Source organism: Flavobacterium sp. W1B, assembly GCF_047344965.1.
Classification (GTDB): Bacteria; Bacteroidota; Bacteroidia; order Flavobacteriales; family Flavobacteriaceae; genus Flavobacterium.
In genome coordinates this window covers 724368-745664 of the sequence record NZ_CP178845.1, presented here as the reverse complement: position 1 = coordinate 745664, position 21297 = coordinate 724368, and the positions used below count along the sequence as shown (strand labels likewise).

Here is a 21297-nt window from a genome sequence, read left to right as displayed (position 1 = left end):
TTTATCGGGTTTATTTGCACTTCATCTCAATGTATCAACATTTGTTATGAACATATTAACAACTAATAAGGAAAAATAGTTAAATGCTTATTTTTAGAATGTTAAATAATAGCGTTTTATGTAGTGTTTTACACTTTTGTTTAATTAGTTTCCCAAAACTACCGCAATTGCTTAATAATTTAGAGTATGTTTTACTTTGGATACCAAATGTAATGGATGCTAATTCTAGGAAAAGCCACTGATGAATTATTCGTACATTATTATTGACGACGATCAAGAAAGTGTTTTGAAAACGAAAGCCATTGCTGACAGTTTTTCGGAGCTTACTTTTGTTGCATCGGCACATAATTATGTCGAGGGTTTAAACCTTATCTTAGAGCACACTCCCCAATTGGTTTTTCTCGAAATTGATCCTGTTGACAAGAAAAGTATGCTGTCATTAGCTCTTATAAATGAGTTGCACAGATATTTGAAGGTAATTCCTAAAATTATTGTTACAACTAGAAAGAAAGACTTAGCTTTTGAGGCCATAGAATATGATGTGACGGCATATATGTTGAAGCCATTGTCACGAATTGATTTTGTCAAGTCAATCCTTAAATTGAAAAAAGCAGATGGTGAAGAGGAAAAGATTTTGGCACAATCGCCGCCAGAGCCTCAAGAAGAGAAACCAGTCTCTTTTGTGCATCACGAAACTTTAAGTCAGCAAAAACCGCTCATATTGTGTATAAAGTCTTATGGTGATTATAGATATATTGATGCCAGAGATATTTGCTATTTGCAAGCGGATAATAATTCTACCGATATTCATCTAAATAGTGGAGAAATGGTAACTGCCTTCAAGACATTGAAACATTTTGAGAGTGCTTTGTCTTATCCTTTTGTCCGAATTCATAATAGTTATATTGTAAACTGTAATTACATTTCGAGGATCCATACCGGAAATGCGGTCTGTTACATAAAGAATACCACCACAAAACTTCCTTTTTCTAAATCCTACAAGATTAACATCGACCTTATTATTTCTGAAATTTCGAATGGGAATTACTTAGAAATTTAAAAAAAGGCCATCTACCCAAATTTGACTGTCATCTACTATCAGACAGCCACATTCCACCATATAGGCCTGTATTTGTAAGAAAAATAGAGATTCGCTATGTAGTTTTACAAAAGAATTCCCACACAAACGGATTCTTAAAATAACGTAAAACAAATTAAAAACATAAAAAATCCCAAATTATGAAAAAATCAATCTTAACAATCGGACTATTTTCTTTAGTAATGGTATTAACATCTTTTACTACAGTAGATATAATTGGACAAGGCTCTGCTGGAGGTAATATGAAATTAGATATTATAGGACAAGGTTCAGCAGGTGGTAATATGAAATTAGATATTATAGGACAAGGTTCAGCAGGTGGTAATATGAAATTAGATATTATAGGACAAGGTTCAGCAGGTGGTAATATGAAGTTAGACTGATAACTATTTTTTTGTAATAATATTCAAGCTGTCAATTTTGGCAGCTTTTTTTATTCTAATAGTTTTATTTTACTATTTTTGGTAAAATTAAAGATAATACTATTGAAAAAAATTATTTTTAAATTCTTATTTATCTATTTCCTGATTTTGTTTTTTGGATGTACCAAGAAAGATTCAGAGAATGAAATTGTTAATACTTCTAATGATAGTCTGTCTACTTATTTCTCATTGGCTAATGATTTAAGTCTCACTCGAGAGAAAAGACACCTGATTAATCAAAAAGCTTTTGAGATTGTAATGAATCAAGAAAACGATTCGTTAAATAGGGTTAATCTATTTAAAGTTGCTAATAGATTTTATAATATCAATAATTGGAAAGACTATAGTAAGACTGTACATCTTGTTTTGGAAAAGTCAGTAAGCGCAAATGACACTGCAAGTATTGCAAAAGCTTATACTTATTTGGGTGATTATTATGAAGCTCAAACAGTCTCAGATAGTGCTTTTGTATTTTATTATAATGCGGAAAAGATTTATGAGAAATTTAAGGATAAGTTTAATCTAAGTAAAACGCTGATTAATAAAGCTACTCTGCAATATAAGGCTGGAGATTTCCTAGGGGCTGAAAAAGCTATTTTTAGTGTGTTACGAATTATCAAAGGTGAAAAAAGAGTAAATAGCATAGTATTATATGATGCTTATAATCTTCTAGGCTTAATATATAATGAACTTGGTGAATTTGATAATGCACTAGCTTACAATAATAAAGCATTATCCGTTATCGAGGATGAAACATTACCAGTGGAATTTCAGTCTAGAGCAACTTCGTATAATAATATAGGGTATCTTTATATTAGCTCAAAGAATTATCTGCAAGCAAAAAAATATTTTCAAAAAGGATTGGAACAAGAGAATTTGATGATTCATAAGCCACCTTTATATGCGATGTTGTTGGATAATTTAGCCTATTCTAAATTCAAACTAAACGAAAAAGATGGCTTACCTGATTTGTTTTATCAATCGCTGAAACTCAGAGATAGTCTAAAACTAGGTTCAGGAATATTTACCAATAAAATACATTTATCAGAATATTTTGTTTCCAAAGGAGATGAGGCCAAAGCAATTCAATATTCTAAAGAAGCTCTTTTGCTTGCTCGTAACACCAAAATTTCTAGAGATATCTTAGTGGCATTGAAGCAAATGGCTGTAGTAGAACCCGGAAATGCTGCTGCTTATAACAGGGAATATATTCATGTCAATGAAGAGTTGCAAAAAGCGGAGCGTAAAATGGGAGATAAGTTCTCTCGTATTGAGTATGAAACGGATGTAATAAAAGGGGAGAACTCTGACTTAACAACTCAAAACAGAAATTTGGTTTATCTTTTTAGTGGTTTGACAATCATAGGCTTATTTTTGTATATTATCAAAGCTCAAAAAGCAAAAAACAGAGAATTGCAATACAAGCAAAGGCAACAGGAAGCCAATGAGGATATCTATAATTTGATGATTTCTCAGCAGAATACGATTGATACCATTAGAGTAAAAGAGAAAAAGAGAGTAGCCCAAGAACTACATGATGGGGTGTTGGGAAGAATGTTTGGTGTTCGTATGAATTTAGATGGATTAAATGGGTTTCAGGATGAGATGGCTATCAATCAGAGAATCGGTTATTTAAAAGAATTGAAGAATATTGAGCAGGATATTCGTGAAATTTCGCACGATTTGAATAGAGAAAAATCAGAATTAATTAATAACTTCGTTGCCATAGTCGATAATTTATTCGAAGAGCAAAGAAGAACATTCCAGTCAAAATTAGTCACAAGTATCGATTCGAATATTAAATGGGAATCGGTTCCCAATTCTGTTAAAATTAATATATATCGTATTATTCAGGAATCGCTTCAAAATATTAATAAATATGCAAACGCTCGCTCAATTAGAGTTGAACTGAAAAAAACAGAAGAAGACTTGGAGTTGACAATAACCGATGACGGAATCGGGTTTAATGCCAATGTGAAGAAAAAAGGTATTGGTTTGCAAAACATGCTTTCTCGAACAAATGAATGTAATGGTTCATTTAATATAAAATCTAAAAAAAACGAAGGAACAATCATTACAGTTACAGTCCCAATAGAACAAAAACAAATAGCCACATAAAATGACAACTGAATCAGCTGCCTTAACTAAGATAAAGAACAATGTACTAATTGTAGACGATCATCCTTTTATTATACAAGGGTATAAAAATGCAATTACGAGATATAAGCCAGAAAAGCATGAGTTTTTTATTGCAGAAGCCAAGGATTGCGAATCAGCTTATCATATTATTACAAATCCAGACACTATTTTTGACATTGCTTTTTTAGATATAAGTATGCCACCTTATGAAGAAAAGGGACTTTATTCTGGTGAAGATTTAGCAAAGTTGATTCTGGAATTTATGCCGGATTGCAAAATTATTATGCTGACCATGTTTACCGAGTTTTTAAAGATAAAAACGATTATAAAAAATATAAATCCTAGTGGACTAGTTATAAAAAACGACTTGACATTTGATGAGTTGTTGTTTGCTTTTAATAAAGTAATCAAAGACGAAAAATATTATAGTCAATCGGTTCTTAAAATGTTGGAATCTGAAGAACACAGTATAGAGATTGATTTATTTGACAAGCAAATTTTATTTCATTTATCAAAAGGAACTAAAACAAAAGACTTGCCTCAGTATATTCCTATATCTTTAAATGCGATTGAAGTAAGGAAGCTAAATCTAAAAGAATTACTGAAAGTAACTGACGGTAGCGACATTGATTTAGTCCGTGAAGCTAGAAATATTGGACTGTTATTTTAGATTTAAAACAAAAACGACACTTATTAAAGTGTCGTTTTTGTTTTAAAATTATTCTTCTCTGATGGCATCCCAGCCGCGAGCTTTTAAAGGAATTTTAGTGTTCGCTCGAGTTACTAAATGAATGCCTTCGCTTTCTTGGGTCATATGTCCAATGATAGAGAAATTTGGATTTCCCTTTATTTTTTCAAAATCTTCCATAGCAATCGTGAAAAGCAATTCATAATCTTCACCTCCGTTTATCGCAACGGTTGTGCTGTCGATATTGAATTCCTCACATACGTTTATAAACTGCGGGTCGATTGGCAATTTGTCTTCATATAAATTACAACCCACACCAGATTGTTTGCATAAATGCATGATTTCTGATGACAATCCATCCGAAATGTCAATCATTGAAGTTGGTTTTATCTCTAAAGCGTGCAGTAAAGTGCGGACATCTTTTCGGGCTTCCGGTTTTAGTTGACGCTCTATAAGATACGTATAAGCATCTAAATCAGGTTGGGAATTTGGGTTCACCTGAAAAACTTGTTTCTCGCGTTCTAAAACCTGTAATCCCATATAAGCTGCACCAATATCGCCGGTAACCACTAATAAATCGGTTTGTTTGGCACCGTTTCTATAGACGATTTCTTCTTCGTTAGCTTCTCCGATGGCGGTAATGCTGATGATTAATCCTTTTTGTGATGAGGTGGTGTCACCACCAATAACATCCACTTTGTACTCGTTTGCAGCATGGGTGATACCTGCAAATAGTTCTTCTAAAGCTTCCAAAGGAAAACGATTGGATACTGCCACCGAAACCGTGATTTGTGTGGCTTTGGCATTCATTGCGCAGATATCAGAAATGTTAACCACAACTGCTTTGTAGCCTAAATGCTTTAGTGGCATGTATGCCAAGTCAAAATGTACGCCTTCAATCAGCAAATCGGTAGAAACGACCACTTTTTTGTCTTTAAAATCCAAGACGGCAGCGTCATCACCAATTCCTTTTATGGTGGAAGATTGGTTGATTTCGAAGTTTTTTGTCAAATGGTCTATTAATCCAAATTCTCCTAATTGAGCTATGCTTGTTCGTTGTGGCGTTTTATCTTCGATCATCTTTTTTCTTTGTTTTGAACTTGCAAATATACAAAGAAATCTTCGCCTTAAATTGAGTGTGTTGTATGGAATTTTTTTCGACCTTTAAGATTATAAAAATGCAATAAAGTGAAAACATTCGATATTGTTACGCTAACGGTGAGTCCGGCCTTAGATAAAAGTGCCCATTTCTCGGGTTTGATTCCCGAACAAAAAATGAGATGTCAAGTACCCATGTTTGATGCAGGCGGCGGCGGAATCAATGTTTCTAAAGCGATATCGAAATTGGGAGGAACTTCATTGGCGGTAATTACTTCAGGCGGTGCAACCGGTGAAATGCTGAAAGGATTATTGAAAAGAGATTCGATTCCTTTTGAAGCAATCGAAACTGAAACTTGGACCCGAGAAAATTTTGTTGCGGTGGATGATCATACAAATTCCCAGTATCGTTTTGTTTTTCCTGCTCCAGCCGTCACAATTTCAGAAAAAGAAAAAATTAGTTCAACTATTGAGGGATTAGATTTCAATTTTTTGGTTCTCAGCGGAGGTTTGAGTGAAGGCTTGCCCATTGATTATTATAAGCAAATTGCAGAAAAAGCAAAAAAAAACAATTCAAAACTGATTGTCGATACTACTGGTGAAGCATTTAAAAAAGTGTTAGAAGCGGGTGTTTACTTGATAAAACCCAATGTGGGCGAATTGGCAAAACTGATTGGTGTGGAACGCCTCGAGATGGAAGAAGTAAAAGATGCCGCCAAACAGATCATTGCTAAAGGCGGTGCCGAAATCATTGTGGTTTCTCTCGGACCTCAAGGAGCGGTTTTGGTCACGAAAGATAATTATGAATTTGTCCACGCTCCCAATGTTGCCAAAAAAAGCACCGTTGGCGCCGGTGATAGTATGGTTGGTGGTATGGTTTGGGCATTATCTCAGAATAAATCTTTAAAAGAAGTCATTCGTTGGGGAGTTGCCTGCGGATCTGCGGCAACGATGAATGAAGGCACGCAATTGTTTAAATTGGAAGATGCGCAGCGATTGTTTGAATGGTTGAAGGATAAATAAATTTAATTTTACCCGATGTTAGTTGTAGAGACGCACGATCGTAGAGATGCACAGCAGTGCATCTCTACAGCGGGAATAAAAACAAAAAAACCTGATAATTTTTACATCATCAGGTTTCCTCTTTATTCTTTGTTCTTTCTTCTATTTTCTAGAAAAAGAATTAATCATTCAATTTCAAAACGGCCATAAATGCTTCTTGCGGAATCTCAACATTTCCAACCAATCTCATACGTTTTTTACCTTTTTTCTGTTTTTCCAAAAGTTTACGTTTACGAGAAATATCCCCACCATAACATTTAGCGGTAACGTCTTTACGAAGTGCTTTAATCGTTTCACGAGCGATAATTTTAGCTCCAATTGCTGCTTGAATCGGAATGTCAAATTGTTGTCTTGGGATCAACTCACGCAATTTTTCACACATTTTTTTACCAATGTTGTAGGCATTGCTTTCGTGAATTAAAGCAGAAAGTGCATCCACAGATTGTGCATTTAATAAAACATCTAATCGTACTAATTTTGAAGTACGCATCCCGATTGGGGTGTAATCAAAAGAAGCATATCCTTTAGAAACGGTTTTCAAACGATCGTAAAAATCGAATACAATTTCCGCTAAGGGCATGTCAAAATTCAATTCCACACGCTCGGTTGTCAGGTAGGTTTGATTGGTTATAATACCGCGTTTTTCGATACACAAACTCATTACGTTACCCACGAAATCCGCTTTGGTAATGATCGTTGCTTTTATAAAAGGTTCTTCAACGCGATCTAATTTTGATGGTTCCGGTAAATCCGAAGGATTGTTAATTACAAATGCAGTATCCGGTTCTTTTTTGGTGTAAGCTAAATAGGAAACGTTAGGAACCGTTGTAATTACCGTCATATCAAATTCACGCTCTAAACGTTCTTGAATGATTTCCATGTGTAACATTCCTAAGAATCCACAACGGAAACCAAATCCTAAAGCCGCCGAACTTTCTGGAAGAAAAACCAACGAAGCATCGTTCAATTGTAATTTCTCCATCGAAGCACGCAAGTCTTCGTAATCTTCGGTGTCTACTGGGTAAATTCCAGCAAAAACCATCGGTTTCACGTCTTCGAAACCCGTAATCATATTCGTTGTTGGCGTTTTAGCATCGGTTAAAGTATCCCCAACTTTTACTTCTTTGGCTTCCTTGATTCCTGAAATCAAATAACCAACATCACCAGCCGAAATTACTTGTTTCGGAACCTGGTTCAGTTTTAATGTTCCAATTTCGTCCGCAAAATATTCATTTCCAGTGGCCATGAATTTAATTTTTTGGCCTTTTTTTATCTGTCCGTTTTTCACACGGAAAATAACCTCAATTCCACGAAATGGGTTGTAATGCGAGTCAAAAATCAAAGCCTGTAAAGGTTCGTCAATATTTCCTGATGGAGGAGGAATTCGTTCGATAATCGCCGCCAAAATATTCTCGACACCAAAACCTGTTTTTCCTGAAGCATGGATGATATCTTCCAATTTGCATCCAAGTAAGTCAATAATATCATCACTTACTTCTTCAGGATTCGCAGATGGTAAATCTACTTTATTCAAAACCGGAATAATTTCCAGGTCGTTTTCTAAAGCTAAATATAAATTCGAAATCGTTTGTGCTTGGATACTTTGTGCCGCATCCACAATCAAAAGCGCACCTTCGCAAGCGGCAATAGAACGAGAAACTTCGTATGAAAAATCTACGTGTCCAGGAGTATCAATCAAGTTTAGGATATATTCCTCACCTTTATAGGTGTATTCCATCTGAATCGCGTGACTCTTAATCGTAATCCCACGTTCGCGCTCTAGATCCATGTTATCTAGCAATTGCGCCTTTTCTTCACGAGCCGTAACCGTCTGAGTTGCTCCTAGTAAACGGTCTGCAAGCGTACTTTTCCCGTGGTCAATATGTGCAATAATGCAAAAATTCCTTATTTTTTTCATTTTATCCATCTGTCAATTTTATTTTTGGCTTGTCCTGATTTATTTCAGGGCGTGACAACAAGGGTCGGGCTATCCGTTATAATCCTTTCTTTTTTAAGAAAAAAAGAAAGGGATTTCCACTGCTATCCCTCGCACACATTCGCAAACCGCGACAATTAATCTGCAAATATACGCTAAAATCAATAGCTTCAAAGCCTAGAATCTATAAACTAAAGGCTTTAATATTAAGTCTTTTCCCTTCGGGTATTCGGGTATTCGTCTAAAAGTTGTAATTTTGCGCCAAAATTAAGCAGATGGTCAAGATTGGCAACATAGAATTACCTGATTTCCCTTTACTTCTCGCACCTATGGAAGATGTGAGCGATCCACCGTATCGCAGATTGTGCAAGATGCATGGTGCCGATTTGATGTATTCGGAATTCATCTCCTCCGAAGGATTAATTCGAGACGCCATCAAAAGCCGAATGAAGTTGGATATTTTTGATTACGAACGCCCCGTTGGAATCCAGATTTTTGGTGGCGATGAAGAAGCAATGGCAATGTCATCCAAAATAGTTTCCGCCGTAAACCCGGATTTAATAGATATCAATTATGGTTGTCCGGTAAAAAAAGTAGTTTGCAAAGGCGCCGGCGCTGGAGTATTGAAAGATGTGGATTTGATGGTGCGATTAACTAAAGCGGTTATCGATAGTACGGATTTGCCGGTTACCGTAAAAACCCGTTTGGGTTGGGATGACAACTCCATCAATATTGACGAAGTTGCAGAGCGTTTGCAGGATATTGGCGTTGCGGCATTAAGTATTCACGCCAGAACACGTGCGCAAATGTACAAGGGCCACTCGGATTGGTCGCATATCGCGCGAGTGAAAAACAACCCTAGAATCACGATGCCTATTTTTGGGAATGGAGATATCGATTCCCCCGAAAAAGCATTGCAATATAAAAATGAATATGGCATCGACGGAATCATGATTGGTCGTGCTGCGATTGGCTATCCTTGGATTTTTAACGAAATCAAGCATTACATGAAAACAGGCGAACATTTGGCCAAACCTACGGTTGCCGATAGGGTGGAAGCCGTCCGAAACCATTTAACTTGGGCGATGGAATGGAAAGGAGAAAGACTGGGTATTGTTGAAACAAGACCCCATTACACCAATTATTTCAAAGGAATACACTCTTTTAAGCCTTTCAAACAAAAATTAGTAACTCTAGATCGTCCCGAAGAATTATTCGCAGTTCTGAATGAGATTGAACAAGCTTATTCAGCTTATGAATTGATATAACATTATAAAAAACCCGATAGTTTCAAAAAAGCTATCGGGTTTTTATAATAAAAGATGTTGCTTTTTAGAACACTAGAAATGGCGGTGTGAATTCGAATAAATATCTTAATGGTTTAAGAAGATTCTTTTTTAATCTGAAATTAGTGGTTTTACGGATTTAATCCAACAACTTCTTGCTTACTCGGCTGCTGGCAATCAGGGAAGCAATAAAACCAAGGGTAACAATCGTTCCCATGACAATCAATACGTTTTCAAGAGAGAAAACCACAGGATATGCCAGTGTTGGAGTTATCATTATGAGTTCAAAATGTTGTTGCAGAAGCACAATTGCAATTCCTAAAACAAGCCCAATAATTCCACCAAAAACACTCAGTAAAGTCCCTTGAAGCAAGAATATTTTGCGTAAATCATTGATTTCGGTTCCCAGATTAAAAAGTGTTTTTAGGTTTCCTTTTTTATCCAGAATCATCATAATCAGTGCGCCAATCAGGTTAAAAAGTGCCACGACAATTACCAAAGTAAATATTAAATAGACGACAATATTCTCCGTATTCAGCATTTTATACAAAGATTCGTTGAGTTGCGCCCTGTTTTTTACGGTAATTTTATGGTTTAAAATAGTTTGCAGTTGGCTGATAATTGCATTTTCATCAGCTCCCGGTTTTTCCTTGATTTCGATTCCTGAAATCTGATTGGATTTGTATTCTAATAATTCTTGGGCTAAACCTAAATCGGCAAAAACGTATTTAGAATCTAAATCTTCGCTTATTGCGTAAACTCCAACTGGATAAACCTCACTTTTATTGAAGGCTTGCTCCGCATTTTCTATGGTTCCTTTACCGGGTTTAGGAACTAAAACTTCCAGCTGTTTGTTGAAATCGAGCAAACCCATTGAGAATTTTTGGGCAATTCCATAGCCAACAATAACTTGATAGGTGTTTGGTTCAAACCATTGGCCATTATAAAGTGTTTTTTTGATGTCGTTAACTTTGTCAAAATTTACATCAACACCTTTTAGGTAAGTGACTAGCTGCTTGTTGTCAAAAACAAACAAAACGCGTTCTTCGATAATTTTAGAGTAGGAGGCAAGTCCATCAATTTTCTTGATTTGATTTTCTTGATCAGGAGAAACAAAGAAAGATTTGCCTAAGGTACTGGAAATTTTTAAATCCGGATCAATATCATTGCTGAACGAAAGACTAAAAACTTTAAGACCACTAAAGACCGAAAGAACCACGAACAAAGCCATGGCACCAACAATGATTCCCATACTCGCAATGCGATTAATGATGTTTATGGCATTGTTTTTACTGTTACTAAGGATGTAACGTTTGGCTATGTAAAGTGGAAAATTCAAATTTTATTTAAACTTACGTTTCTCCAAAAGATCTCTATTTTCTATAGGATTGTCTCTATTTGCAAGGGCATTGTCAATTTTTTCAATATAATCCAAAGAGTCGTCAATAAAGAAAACCAAATTAGGTACTTTTCTCAATTGTAAACGTACTCTTTGTGATAAATCATGTTTTATTGTTTTAGAATTCGACTTAACCGCCTCTAAAATTTCTTTTGCTTTATCCTGAGGGAAAACACTTAAATGCACCGTAGCCACAGACAAATCTGAAGTTACAACAACCTTGGATACCGAAATTATCAAATTACTAACTCCGTTTTTTCTCACTTCACCTTGCAGAATGTCAACCAAATCTTTTTGGATTACCCCACCTATTTTTTTCTGTCTATTTGTTTCCATAGTGCAAAAATAGTACTTTTAAACATTAAACGGACAATTTTTAAAAACAAGCTATTAATTCCTATATTTTTAGGAGCTTTTTCCTGCTGTACACTCTATCTTTTATGTCTCGCTTTTTTGCGAGACATAAAAGGATGCCGTTGCCATCAGGGCTAGCGAAGAGCATTACAAGTATGTTTTTCTAAAATTTAGAATCGTTAATCAACAATCGAAAATCCAAATGCAAAGACCTTCCTTTTCTATATATGACGCCTCTGCCGGTTCCGGTAAAACCTACGCCTTGGTCAAAGAATACTTGAAAATTATTCTTGTTGCTAAAAAAAATGATGCCTATCGCAACATTCTCGCCATTACGTTCACCAATAAAGCGGTACACGAAATGAAAAGTAGGATTGTAGGTAGTTTGTCTGAATTTGCTAAAGACGAACCAAGCGGAAAAGCACAAGATTTAATGCAGGATTTGGCTATTGATACGGAACTTTCGATCATTCAAATCAAAACCAAATCGCAACAAATCATCAAGCATATCATTCACAATTATGCCGCTTTTGATATTTCGACCATCGATAAATTTACCCATAAAGTGATTCGTGCTTTTGCACATGATTTGAATTTGCCTATGACTTTTGAGGTGACTTTGGATACCGAAAATTTGCTTGTTGAAGCCGTCGATGCCATTATTGCCCAAGCCGGCGAAGATGAAACCTTGACCAAGTTGCTCATCGATTTTACAATGGAAAAAACCGATGATGATAAATCCTGGGATATTTCAAGGGAAATTCTAGATACCGGTCGTTTAGTCCTCAATGAAAATAACCGAAATGAGATTACCCAATTCCATAACACATCTATTGCTGAGTTTGTAGCCATTAAAAAGAAATTGGCGGAAGCCTGTAAGGTATTAGAGAAAGATAATGCTGAGTTTGCCGAAGCTGCTTTGCTTTTAATAGAAAATAACGGGATTGATTTGAAATCCTTTTCCCGAGGCACTTTCCCAAATCATCTTGTAAGTATTAGAGAAGGAAAGTACAATCCTAAGAATAAAACTTTTCATGAGTTTGATGATATAGCAATCAATAAAACGGCTAAAGACCGAGCCTTAATTGAGAATTTAATCCCAGAATTATTACAAATTCTGGCAACTATTTATAAAAATTTCGAGAAACGAGATTTTTACAAAGCCTTTCTTAAAAATATTACACCGCTGTCTTTGCTGAATACCGTGAGCAACGAATTGGCTAAAATTCAAGAAGAGCAAAACGTACTTTCCATCTCGGAATTTAATGCCATAATTCACAGGGAAATTCAGAATCAACCAGCTCCTTTTATATACGAACGATTAGGGGAGCGTTACCGACATTTTTTTATAGATGAATTTCAGGATACATCCGAGATGCAATGGCAAAATCTGATTCCGCTTATAGATAATGCGCTTTCAGGTCAGGATGATTTTGGCGAGAAAGGGACATTAATGATTGTGGGCGATCCCAAGCAGTCTATTTACCGCTGGCGAGGCGGAAAAGCGGAGCAGTTTATTGAATTAAGTAAGGATAATAATCCGTTTAATAATCCGGATAAGAAATTAGAACATTTAGATAAGAATTACCGTTCGTATTCGCAGGTAATTGAATTTAATAACGATTTTTTTAAATTATTATCGAATGAGTTCGAGCATTTGGATTATAAAGATTTATATGAAAATCACAGCCATCAAAAGACGAACGATAAAACGGGTGGTTATGTCAATATTTCCTTTATTCCAAAAGTAGAAACTACAGAGGAGGATGAGGAAGCATTGGATAAGACCGAATTGTATGTTTTGGCAACTTTAAATACAATTCAAAAAGTAATTCGTCAGGGTTTTGAATATAAGGATATTGTTATTCTAACGCGTAAGCGAGGTCAGGGAATTGCTATTGCAAATTATTTAACTGAGCAAAGTATTCCGTTGTTATCATCCGAAACGCTGATGATTCAAAATGCAACCGAAGTTCGATTGATTATCCATCTTTTGAAATATTTAAAAAATAATGCCGATTTAGAAGCGAAAGCCTATTTCTTGCATTATGTTGCTGAAAATATTCAGGATCAATTGCCGGTTCATGATTTTATTGCAAAGGGTATGGAGCAAAAACAGGAAGCTGATTTTGAGAAATGGCTGATGAGTTTTGATATTTCACTCTCGTTTGAGAACATTCGGAAAAAATCGCTTTACGAAGCGGTAGAGATTATTGTTTCTAAATTTATTTCTAATCCTTCGTTAACTCCCCCTTTGGGGGTGGGGAATGCTTATGTGCAATATTTTCTCGATATAGTATTGGAGCGTGATGTACGCAATCAGGCGGGAATTGCTGATTTTCTTGTTTTTTGGGACAAAAACGCAGAGAAATTTAGTATTCCATCGCCGGAAGGGAATAATGCGGTTCGTATTATGACAATTCATAAATCAAAAGGTTTAGAATTTCCTGTGGTGATAATGCCTTTTGCGGAAGAAGATTATAACAAAAAACCAAAAGATAAACTCTGGCTTGATGCTGAAGAAATGGATTTTGGTTTACCTAAAGCATTAATAGATAATAGCAGCGCTGTGGAAGGTTTTGGAGAGGAAGCCAAATCGGTTTATGGTCAAAAAAAGCAAGAAGAATTGTTGGATAATGTTAATGTACTCTATGTTGCTTTAACCCGCGCCGAAGAACAATTGTATGTGATTTCGAATATGAATTTGACAAGCAAAGGAGAGGTTAAGCCAAATAATATGTCGACATTTTTTATTAATTACTTGATGGATAAAAAGATTTTCGATGAAAGTATCTTGGAATATGAATTCGGGAAAGCGACCAAATTGTCATTAGAAGCAAAGCATATTGATAGTTCCAAACCTATTGTAAACGTAATCGAAACATTAGATCCTAAAAACATTAAAATTGCCCAACGCGAAGCTTTAATGTGGGGTACACATCAGCAGGAATCTATTGAATATGGTAATGTGGTACATGAGATTTTATCTTTTATAAAGACAAAAAATGATATTGACTTAGCGATTGATAAAGCATTGGAAAATGGATTGATTAATCTGACGCAAAAAGAAATTGTACGCCAGACTATTCAAGATATTGTAAATGATCAAAAGTTGGAATTGTTTTTTGCAGAAGGGAATGAAGTTTTGAACGAACAAACCATTATTCAAAAAGAAGGTAAAACGATGAAACCGGATAGAATGGTATTGACTAAAGACAAGGAGGTTTTTCTATTGGATTATAAAACAGGGATTCATAATTCAAAATACCAAGCGCAATTAGAGAATTACCAAAACGCTATTGAGTTGATGGGGTACAAAGTGATAAAAAAGTCGCTAATTTATATCGGAAAAGAAATTGATGTAGTAGATTTGTAGGCGAAAACACAACTAATTATAAATATATTAAAAGGCATAAAAATGTACGGAAAAATTAAAGATTTTTTGCAAAACGAATTGCAGACTATTGAAGACAATGGAATATTCAAAAAAGAAAGAATCATAACATCTCCTCAAGGAGCCGAAATAACGATTTCTACAGGAGAAACAGTTTTGAATTTTTGTGCCAATAACTATCTTGGATTGTCATCTCATCCAGAAGTAATTCAGGCTGCAAAAGATGTAATGGATACACATGGTTTCGGGATGTCGTCTGTTCGTTTTATTTGTGGGACACAGGATATCCACAAAACTTTAGAGAGAAAGATATCTGAATTTTACGGTACAGAAGATACGATTCTTTATGCTGCGGCTTTTGATGCCAATGGAGGTGTTTTTGAACCTTTATTAGGTGAAGGTGACGCAATAATTTCGGATAGCCTGAATCATGCTTCAATTATTGATGGGGTACGTTTGTGTAAAGCAGCTCGTTATCGTTATGCGAATAGCGATATGGAGGATTTAGAACAGCAGCTTATAAAAGCGAATGAGGCAGGAAGTCGCTTTAAGATAATTGTTACTGATGGTGTTTTCTCTATGGATGGTATTGTTGCTCCATTGGATAAAATATGTGATTTAGCCGATAAATACGATGCACTGGTTATGGTCGATGAATGTCATGCCGCAGGTTTTATTGGTGCAACAGGAAAAGGAACTCTGGAGGCTAAAGGAGTAATGGGAAGAGTTGATATTGTAACTGGTACTCTTGGAAAAGCTTTAGGAGGTGCCATGGGAGGTTATACTACAGCCAAAAAAGAAATAATCGAATTATTACGTCAACGTTCTAGACCGTATTTGTTTTCTAATTCATTGGCGCCAGCAATTGTAGGAGCTTCGATTAAAGTTTTTGAATTACTTGAAAAAGACACTACTTTAAGAGATAAATTAGAGTGGAATACAAATTACTTCAAGGAGGGAATGAAAAAAGCAGGTTTCGATATTGTAGACGGAGATTCTGCTATCGTGCCTGTAATGTTGTATGATGCAAAGTTGTCACAAACGATGGCTGACGAGTTGTTGAAAAAAGGAATTTATGTAATTGGGTTCTTTTTTCCAGTTGTTCCTAAAGATAAAGCAAGAATTAGAGTACAGCTATCTGCGGCACATACCAAAGAACATTTGGACAAGGCTATAAGCGCATTTATAGAAGTAGGAAAGGCACTAAATGTTGTATAGTTCTTATTTTTAGTGTGTTTTGGTTTAATTTTATGCATTTTGTTAACGTTTTTTTTTGTAGTTAAAAATTTACGAGCTACTTTTGTTACTAATTAACTAAATGTAATTAAAAATATTAAGTATGAAACATCTTAACAAACTTTTTGTTGCTGCAATAATGGCGATGGGGTTAAGTTCCCACGCACAAGACAGTAATAATCCGTGGGCAATCTCTTTTGGAGTTAATGCCGTAGACACTAAAACGAGTGCTGGTGGTGGGAATGGATGGTTAGACCGTCATTTCTCTCAACCATTTGACGTGAAAGACAATTGGAACATACTTCCGTCTGTATCTTATCTAAGTGTCTCTAGATATCTTGGTGATAATTTCTCTTTTGGAATTACTGGTTCTGTAAACAAAATTGATAAATATGTGAGATTTGCTCCAACGGCTGTTGGTCATGATTCTCGTGGTTATGTTGTAACGAATCCTGGAGATTTAATGTATTATGGTATTGATGCTACTGTTAAATATAGCTTCATGAACTTGATTAAATCTAAGGTAATTGATCCATCTTTATCTGTTGGAGGAGGTTATACTTTCTTTGGAGATAGTAGCTACGGAACATTAAACCCAGGTGCTGGTTTAACTTTTTGGTTTACAGAGAATGTAGGTTTAGAGCTTGCTACAAAGTATAAGTATTCATTTGGAGATAGAGAAAATGCTTTTGGAACTCCAGATGCACCGTCTCATTTTCAACATTCTGCAGGGATTATCTTCAAATTTGGAGGTAAAGATACTGATGGTGATGGGATATATGACAAAGATGATGCTTGTCCAGAAGTTGCTGGTTTAAAAGAATTCAACGGATGTCCTGATACTGATGGAGATGGTATTCCTGACAAAGATGATGCTTGTCCAGAAGTTGCTGGTTTAAAAGAATTCAATGGTTGTCCTGATACTGATGGCGATGGAGTTCCAGATAAAGATGATGCTTGTCCAGAAGTTGCTGGTTTAAAAGCTTTAAAAGGATGTCCTGATACTGATGGAGACGGAGTTGCTGATAAAGATGACAAATGTCCAACTGTTGCAGGTCCTAAAGAGAACGGTGGTTGTCCTTGGCCAGATACTGATGGAGATGGAGTTTTAGATAAAGATGACAGATGTCCAGAAGTAAAAGGTACAGTTGCTAACCACGGTTGTCCAGAAGTTTCTAAGGAAGTTATGACAAAATTGAATGACTACGGTAAAACAATCTTGTTTAACTCTGGTAAATCTACTTTCAAACCTCAAACTTACCCAGTTTTAAACTCTATCGTTGAAATCCTAAAAGAATATCCTAACTCAAAATTCATGATTGAAGGACATACTGATAGTGATGGTAGTGATGCATTGAACCAAAATTTATCTGAAAACAGAGCTGCAGCGGTTAAAAATTACTTAATCGAAAAAGGTATCGCTTCTGATAGATTAAATTCTACTGGTTTTGGAGAATCTAAACCAATTGCTTCTAACAAAACAGCAAAAGGAAAAGCTGCTAACAGAAGAGTTGAAGTTTCTTTGATTAAAGAATAATTTTTCTTAAAATATTTATAGAAAACGCCTCGATTTATCGGGGCGTTTTTTTTATTTTTATGAAATGATAAATATTTCTTTTCTAGATAAAATCGCTCAGGTTTTAATTGAAAAATACTCAGATAAACTAGCGAATACAATAGTGGTTTTGCCAAACAAAAGAGCAAAGATTTTTTTGGTCGAAGCACTCAAGAAGCAAGTCCAAAACAATATACTTTCTCCAGAAATTATTAGCATTGAAGATTTTATTCAAGATATTACCGGTATTCGTTCTGTAGATCCTATTGAATTGTTATTTGAATTTTATGAAGTTTACTTATCTGTAACAGAAAAATCCAATCTGCAATCATTTGAGTTATTCGCTAATTGGGCAAAAACACTTTTGCAGGATTTTAATGAAATCGATCGGTATTTATTAGATCCATCACATGTTTTGTCTTACCTAAAAGACATCGAAGACATCAAGAAATGGGGAATTGAGGTAGAGAATAAAACCCAACTACTTGAAAATTATATTGATTTTTGGAAATTGCTTCCACTTTACTATCAATCGTTATATTCACATTTACTCAAAAAAGGAATCGGTTATCAGGGATTAATTTATCGTGAAGCGGTGGTTAATTTAAATCACTTTTCAGATTCTATTGATCAAAAACAATATCTTTTTGCCGGTTTTAATGCTTTGAATGCAGCAGAGGAAAAGATAATCCAACATCTTATCGCTTCAGATCAAGCTCAGATTTATTGGGATGTAGATCAAACATTCTTAAATGATCCGTTTCATGATGCCGGATTATTTGTAAGGAGATTCAAGGAGAGCTGGAAACATTATAAGTCCAGTCCTTTTGAATGGATTGTAAATGATTTTTCGCAATCTAAAAACATCCAAATTATTGGTACTCCTAAAACCATCGGCCAGGCTAAAATCACAGGTAGTATTATTGAGAATATCATAAATGAAAATCCAAATACCTCTCTTGATAAAGTAGCTGTGGTTCTTGGTGAAGAAAATCTATTGGTGCCTCTTTTGTACTCTTTGCCTTCATCTGTGGGCGCTTTGAATATTACAATGGGCTATCCGAGTAAAAATAATCCCGCACAAATTTTAATAGCCAAACTGTTCAAAATGCATACTAATGCTTTGTCTAGAAAATCGGCTAGCTATGTGTTTTACTATAAAGATGTGTTGGATGTTTTAACTCATCCTCTGGTCGAGCCTTATGCTAAAACTAGCGATTTGGTGAATAGTATCAATAAAAATAATTATACTTTTATAAGCCATCAAAAAGTCATAGAGCTTAATCAGAGTCCAACTGATTTGTTTTTGTTGCTTTTTCAGAAATGGGAAAAAGGATCGATTGCCGTTTTGCAAACCGTTTCTAGTTTGTTACTGACTATCAAAAATAATTTGAGTAATGACAATGAAGAAGAGAAAATAACCAAAGCCTTTGTTTTTGCTATTTTTAAAGTCATCAACAAATTGATTAGCTATTATTCGCGACATGAGCATATTGATAAAATTGAAACTTTACATGCGATCTATAAACAGGTAATCGATTTGGCTGCCGTTTCTTTTGAAGGGGAGCCCTTGAATGGTTTGCAAATCATGGGAGTTTTAGAAAGCCGTGTATTGGATTTTGATACCGTAATCGTTACTTCGATGAATGAAGGAAAGTTTCCGGCGGGAAAATCGCAAAATTCATTTATTCCTTATGATGTGAAAAGAGAATTAGGATTGCCTACTTTCAAAGAGAAAGACGCTATTTATACCTATCACTTTTACCATTTGTTGCAACGCGCCAAAAATATTTATTTGTTGTACAATACTGAAAGTGAAGGTTTGGATGCAGGAGAAAAGAGCCGATTTATTACACAATTAGAAGTCGAAAAGCAGCGAAATCATACGTTGAAACACGAAATCTATAATGCAGTTTTGCCGGAAACGGCTTATAAACCGATGGTTATTGAAAAATCAGAGGCGGTAATGTTGCGATTAAAGGAAATTGCCGATGTCGGTTTTTCGCCTTCGGCTTTGACGAGTTATATCAGAAATCCGATCCAGTTTTATTTTCAAAAAATATTGCGAATCAGGGAAGTCGAGGAAGTCGAGGAAAATATCGCTTTGAATACTTTGGGTACTATAATTCACGAAACTTTAAAAGCACTGTACGATCCATTTGTTGGGAAATTCATTTCTGAAAAAGATATTGATAATTGTTTTAACCTCATCGATGATGAGGTTTTGAAACAATTCAAAATCGTTTATAAAGAGGGTGAAATAAAAAAAGGACGAAATTTGCTGGCTTTTGAGGTGGCTAAACGAAATGTGTTTAATTTCCTAAAAGTTGAACAGGAAAGTATCAAAAGTGGTGATGCAATTAAAATCATCGCTTTGGAAAAAACATTCGAACGCGTTTTGGAACATTCTAGTTTGCCTTTTCCGGTACTGATAAAAGGAAATGTTGACCGTATTGAAGAACGCAACGGAACAATTAGAATCATTGATTATAAAACGGGAAAAGTAGAGAAAGCCAACGTGACTTTGAAATCATGGAAAGGTTTGATCGAAGAAATTAAGAATGACAAAATTATTCAGGTTTTGGCTTATGCTTATATGTACGAAAAAGAAGCAAATTCAAAGCCAATTGAAGCCGGAATTATTTCTTTCAAAAACTTAAAATCGGGATTTTTGCCTTTTAATTTCAAAGAAGAGAAGGAAGCGCAGCTGATTATTAACGAGGAGGTAATGACTAATTATCTGGAACAAATAGTTTTGTTATTGAAAGAGATATTAGATCAAGCGATTCCTTTTGAGGAGAAAGTTTAAAGGTTTTGCACAAAGTTTGTAAAGAGATTTTTGTTTTAAATCTTCTTAAAAAAAGCCAATAATACTTTAGTCAGTTCTTCTTGGTTTTCAATATGGCTCATATGTCCGTCAGCGAAAGTAACTAATTCTACTTCGGTGTTTTCTATTTGTGTTTTGGTTTCTTTGTAGGGCAAAACAGGGTCTTTTTTACCTAAAATAAGCATTTTTGGAAATGGGCTAAGATGGAGTAAAACTTCGCGGTCCGCTCTTATTTTCATTCCTTCCAGCGAAGCAACAATGGCTTGAAGTGGAGTTTTTAACGCCTCTTTTTTTACATTTTCAATTTCTTCTGATAATCTTTCTCGATTGTTTTCGCTAAATAAATTGACGATGGCCAAGCGAACAAAATTGATATAGCTTTGTTTTACGGCTTTAATAGCACGATCTCTATTGAGTTTCCTTTCGTCGCTATCCGCTTTTGCGGTAGAATTCAGTAAAACCATGCCTTTGACAAAATCAGGATACAATTCGGCGAAAGCAAGTGCTACATAACCACCCATCGAATGACCAACAAAAATGGCTTTCCGTATTCGTAATTCTGCTAAAACGGTATGTACGGCATCGGCATTGTCTTCCATTGTATGTGCGTAGCCCATGCATTCCGTTTCTCCATGGCCCAATAAATCAATAGTGATGACGCGGTTTTTTTTTGAAAAAACTTCTATATAATTGTTCCACATACCTTGATTCTCCAAGAAACCATGAAGCAGGACAATAGCGTTGCCTTTTCCGGTATCCGTATAAGAAATGCTGCTATTTTTAAATTGAATTTGTTTCAAGG

General features: G+C 35.3%; 15 protein-coding genes. 10 read left to right on the top strand and 5 right to left on the bottom strand.

The features are described from left to right. Nucleotides 1–241 precede the first annotated feature (241 nt). The 4 genes from ACMDB5_RS03280 (at nucleotide 242) to ACMDB5_RS03265 (ending at nucleotide 4330) form a co-directional block, all read left to right on the top strand. A complete protein-coding gene (locus tag ACMDB5_RS03280) occupies nucleotides 242–1060 on the top strand; it encodes a LytR/AlgR family response regulator transcription factor (protein WP_413999593.1) in 819 nt (272 codons plus the stop codon). A 179-nt stretch (nucleotides 1061–1239) separates the two neighbouring features. After that, nucleotides 1240–1482: a 3-oxoacyl-ACP reductase gene (locus tag ACMDB5_RS03275; RefSeq protein WP_413999592.1), complete on the top strand. Its 243-nt coding sequence runs from the start codon at nucleotides 1240–1242 to the stop codon at nucleotides 1480–1482. Between the two features lie 102 nt (nucleotides 1483–1584). Next, nucleotides 1585–3639: a tetratricopeptide repeat protein gene (locus ACMDB5_RS03270; RefSeq protein ID WP_413999591.1), complete on the top strand. Its 2055-nt coding sequence runs from the start codon at nucleotides 1585–1587 to the stop codon at nucleotides 3637–3639. 1 nt (nucleotide 3640) lies between these two features. Then, a complete protein-coding gene (locus ACMDB5_RS03265) occupies nucleotides 3641–4330 on the top strand; it encodes a response regulator transcription factor (RefSeq protein WP_413999590.1) in 690 nt (229 codons plus the stop codon). Nucleotides 4331–4378: 48 nt separating this feature from the next. Here the strand turns inward: ACMDB5_RS03265 and thiL are convergent, their stop codons facing one another. Next, a complete protein-coding gene (gene thiL / locus ACMDB5_RS03260; protein ID WP_413999589.1) occupies nucleotides 4379–5428 on the bottom strand; it encodes a thiamine-phosphate kinase in 1050 nt (349 codons plus the stop codon). A 108-nt stretch (nucleotides 5429–5536) separates the two neighbouring features. On the opposite strand from thiL, the gene ACMDB5_RS03255 reads away from it, so the two are divergent. Beyond that, the gene (locus ACMDB5_RS03255; protein ID WP_413999588.1) at nucleotides 5537–6469 is read left to right on the top strand and encodes a 1-phosphofructokinase family hexose kinase; all 933 of its coding nucleotides are present in this window, start codon (nucleotides 5537–5539) and stop codon (nucleotides 6467–6469) included. 160 nt (nucleotides 6470–6629) lie between these two features. Here ACMDB5_RS03255 and lepA read toward each other — a convergent pair whose 3' ends face one another. After that, nucleotides 6630–8426 (bottom strand): translation elongation factor 4, encoded by a 1797-nt coding sequence (lepA, locus tag ACMDB5_RS03250; protein WP_414000351.1) that lies wholly within the window; start codon nucleotides 8424–8426, stop codon nucleotides 6630–6632. A gap of 293 nt (nucleotides 8427–8719) precedes the next feature. Here lepA and dusB point away from each other — a divergent pair, with 293 nt between their 5' ends. Next, nucleotides 8720–9712: a tRNA dihydrouridine synthase DusB gene (gene dusB / locus ACMDB5_RS03245; protein ID WP_413999587.1), complete on the top strand. Its 993-nt coding sequence runs from the start codon at nucleotides 8720–8722 to the stop codon at nucleotides 9710–9712. A gap of 157 nt (nucleotides 9713–9869) precedes the next feature. On the opposite strand, the gene ACMDB5_RS03240 is transcribed toward dusB, so the two are convergent. Together ACMDB5_RS03240 and rbfA are read right to left on the bottom strand one after the other, a co-directional pair. Then, complete coding sequence (locus tag ACMDB5_RS03240) at nucleotides 9870–11069, bottom strand: ABC transporter permease (RefSeq protein ID WP_413999586.1); 1200 nt, start codon at nucleotides 11067–11069, stop codon at nucleotides 9870–9872. 3 nt (nucleotides 11070–11072) lie between these two features. After that, entirely contained in the window at nucleotides 11073–11465 is a 393-nt protein-coding gene (rbfA, locus tag ACMDB5_RS03235; protein ID WP_413999585.1) for a 30S ribosome-binding factor RbfA, read from the bottom strand. A 220-nt stretch (nucleotides 11466–11685) separates the two neighbouring features. Between rbfA and ACMDB5_RS03230 the strand changes: the two genes are divergently transcribed. The 4 genes from ACMDB5_RS03230 (at nucleotide 11686) to ACMDB5_RS03215 (ending at nucleotide 20477) form a co-directional block, all read left to right on the top strand. After that, nucleotides 11686–14859 (top strand): UvrD-helicase domain-containing protein, encoded by a 3174-nt coding sequence (locus tag ACMDB5_RS03230; protein ID WP_413999584.1) that lies wholly within the window; start codon nucleotides 11686–11688, stop codon nucleotides 14857–14859. A gap of 42 nt (nucleotides 14860–14901) precedes the next feature. Then, the gene (gene kbl / locus ACMDB5_RS03225; RefSeq protein ID WP_413999583.1) at nucleotides 14902–16095 is read left to right on the top strand and encodes a glycine C-acetyltransferase; all 1194 of its coding nucleotides are present in this window, start codon (nucleotides 14902–14904) and stop codon (nucleotides 16093–16095) included. A 121-nt stretch (nucleotides 16096–16216) separates the two neighbouring features. Then, nucleotides 16217–17650, top strand: a complete 1434-nt coding sequence (locus ACMDB5_RS03220; RefSeq protein WP_413999582.1) for an OmpA family protein — start codon at nucleotides 16217–16219, stop codon at nucleotides 17648–17650. 64 nt (nucleotides 17651–17714) lie between these two features. Further along, nucleotides 17715–20477, top strand: coding sequence for a PD-(D/E)XK nuclease family protein (locus ACMDB5_RS03215; protein WP_413999581.1), 2763 nt, complete (start codon nucleotides 17715–17717; stop codon nucleotides 20475–20477). A 35-nt stretch (nucleotides 20478–20512) separates the two neighbouring features. Here the strand turns inward: ACMDB5_RS03215 and ACMDB5_RS03210 are convergent, their stop codons facing one another. Further along, nucleotides 20513–21295, bottom strand: a complete 783-nt coding sequence (locus ACMDB5_RS03210; RefSeq protein WP_413999580.1) for an alpha/beta fold hydrolase — start codon at nucleotides 21293–21295, stop codon at nucleotides 20513–20515. Between the last annotated feature and the right edge of the window lie 2 nt (nucleotides 21296–21297).

Excerpts from the sequence above, each read along its gene's own strand:
- ACMDB5_RS03280 (WP_413999593.1), top strand. The coding sequence starts at position 242 with ATGAATTATTCGTACATTATTATTGACGACGATCAAGAAAGTGTTTTG.
- ACMDB5_RS03275 (WP_413999592.1), top strand. The coding sequence starts at position 1,240 with ATGAAAAAATCAATCTTAACAATCGGACTATTTTCTTTAGTAATGGTA.
- ACMDB5_RS03265 (WP_413999590.1), top strand. The coding sequence starts at position 3,641 with ATGACAACTGAATCAGCTGCCTTAACTAAGATAAAGAACAATGTACTA.
- thiL (WP_413999589.1), bottom strand. The coding sequence starts at position 5,428 with ATGATCGAAGATAAAACGCCACAACGAACAAGCATAGCTCAATTAGGA.
- lepA (WP_414000351.1), bottom strand. The coding sequence starts at position 8,426 with ATGAAAAAAATAAGGAATTTTTGCATTATTGCACATATTGACCACGGG.
- dusB (WP_413999587.1), top strand. The coding sequence starts at position 8,720 with ATGGTCAAGATTGGCAACATAGAATTACCTGATTTCCCTTTACTTCTC.
- rbfA (WP_413999585.1), bottom strand. The coding sequence starts at position 11,465 with ATGGAAACAAATAGACAGAAAAAAATAGGTGGGGTAATCCAAAAAGAT.
- ACMDB5_RS03230 (WP_413999584.1), top strand. The coding sequence starts at position 11,686 with ATGCAAAGACCTTCCTTTTCTATATATGACGCCTCTGCCGGTTCCGGT.
- kbl (WP_413999583.1), top strand. The coding sequence starts at position 14,902 with ATGTACGGAAAAATTAAAGATTTTTTGCAAAACGAATTGCAGACTATT.
- ACMDB5_RS03220 (WP_413999582.1), top strand. The coding sequence starts at position 16,217 with ATGAAACATCTTAACAAACTTTTTGTTGCTGCAATAATGGCGATGGGG.
- ACMDB5_RS03215 (WP_413999581.1), top strand. The coding sequence starts at position 17,715 with ATGATAAATATTTCTTTTCTAGATAAAATCGCTCAGGTTTTAATTGAA.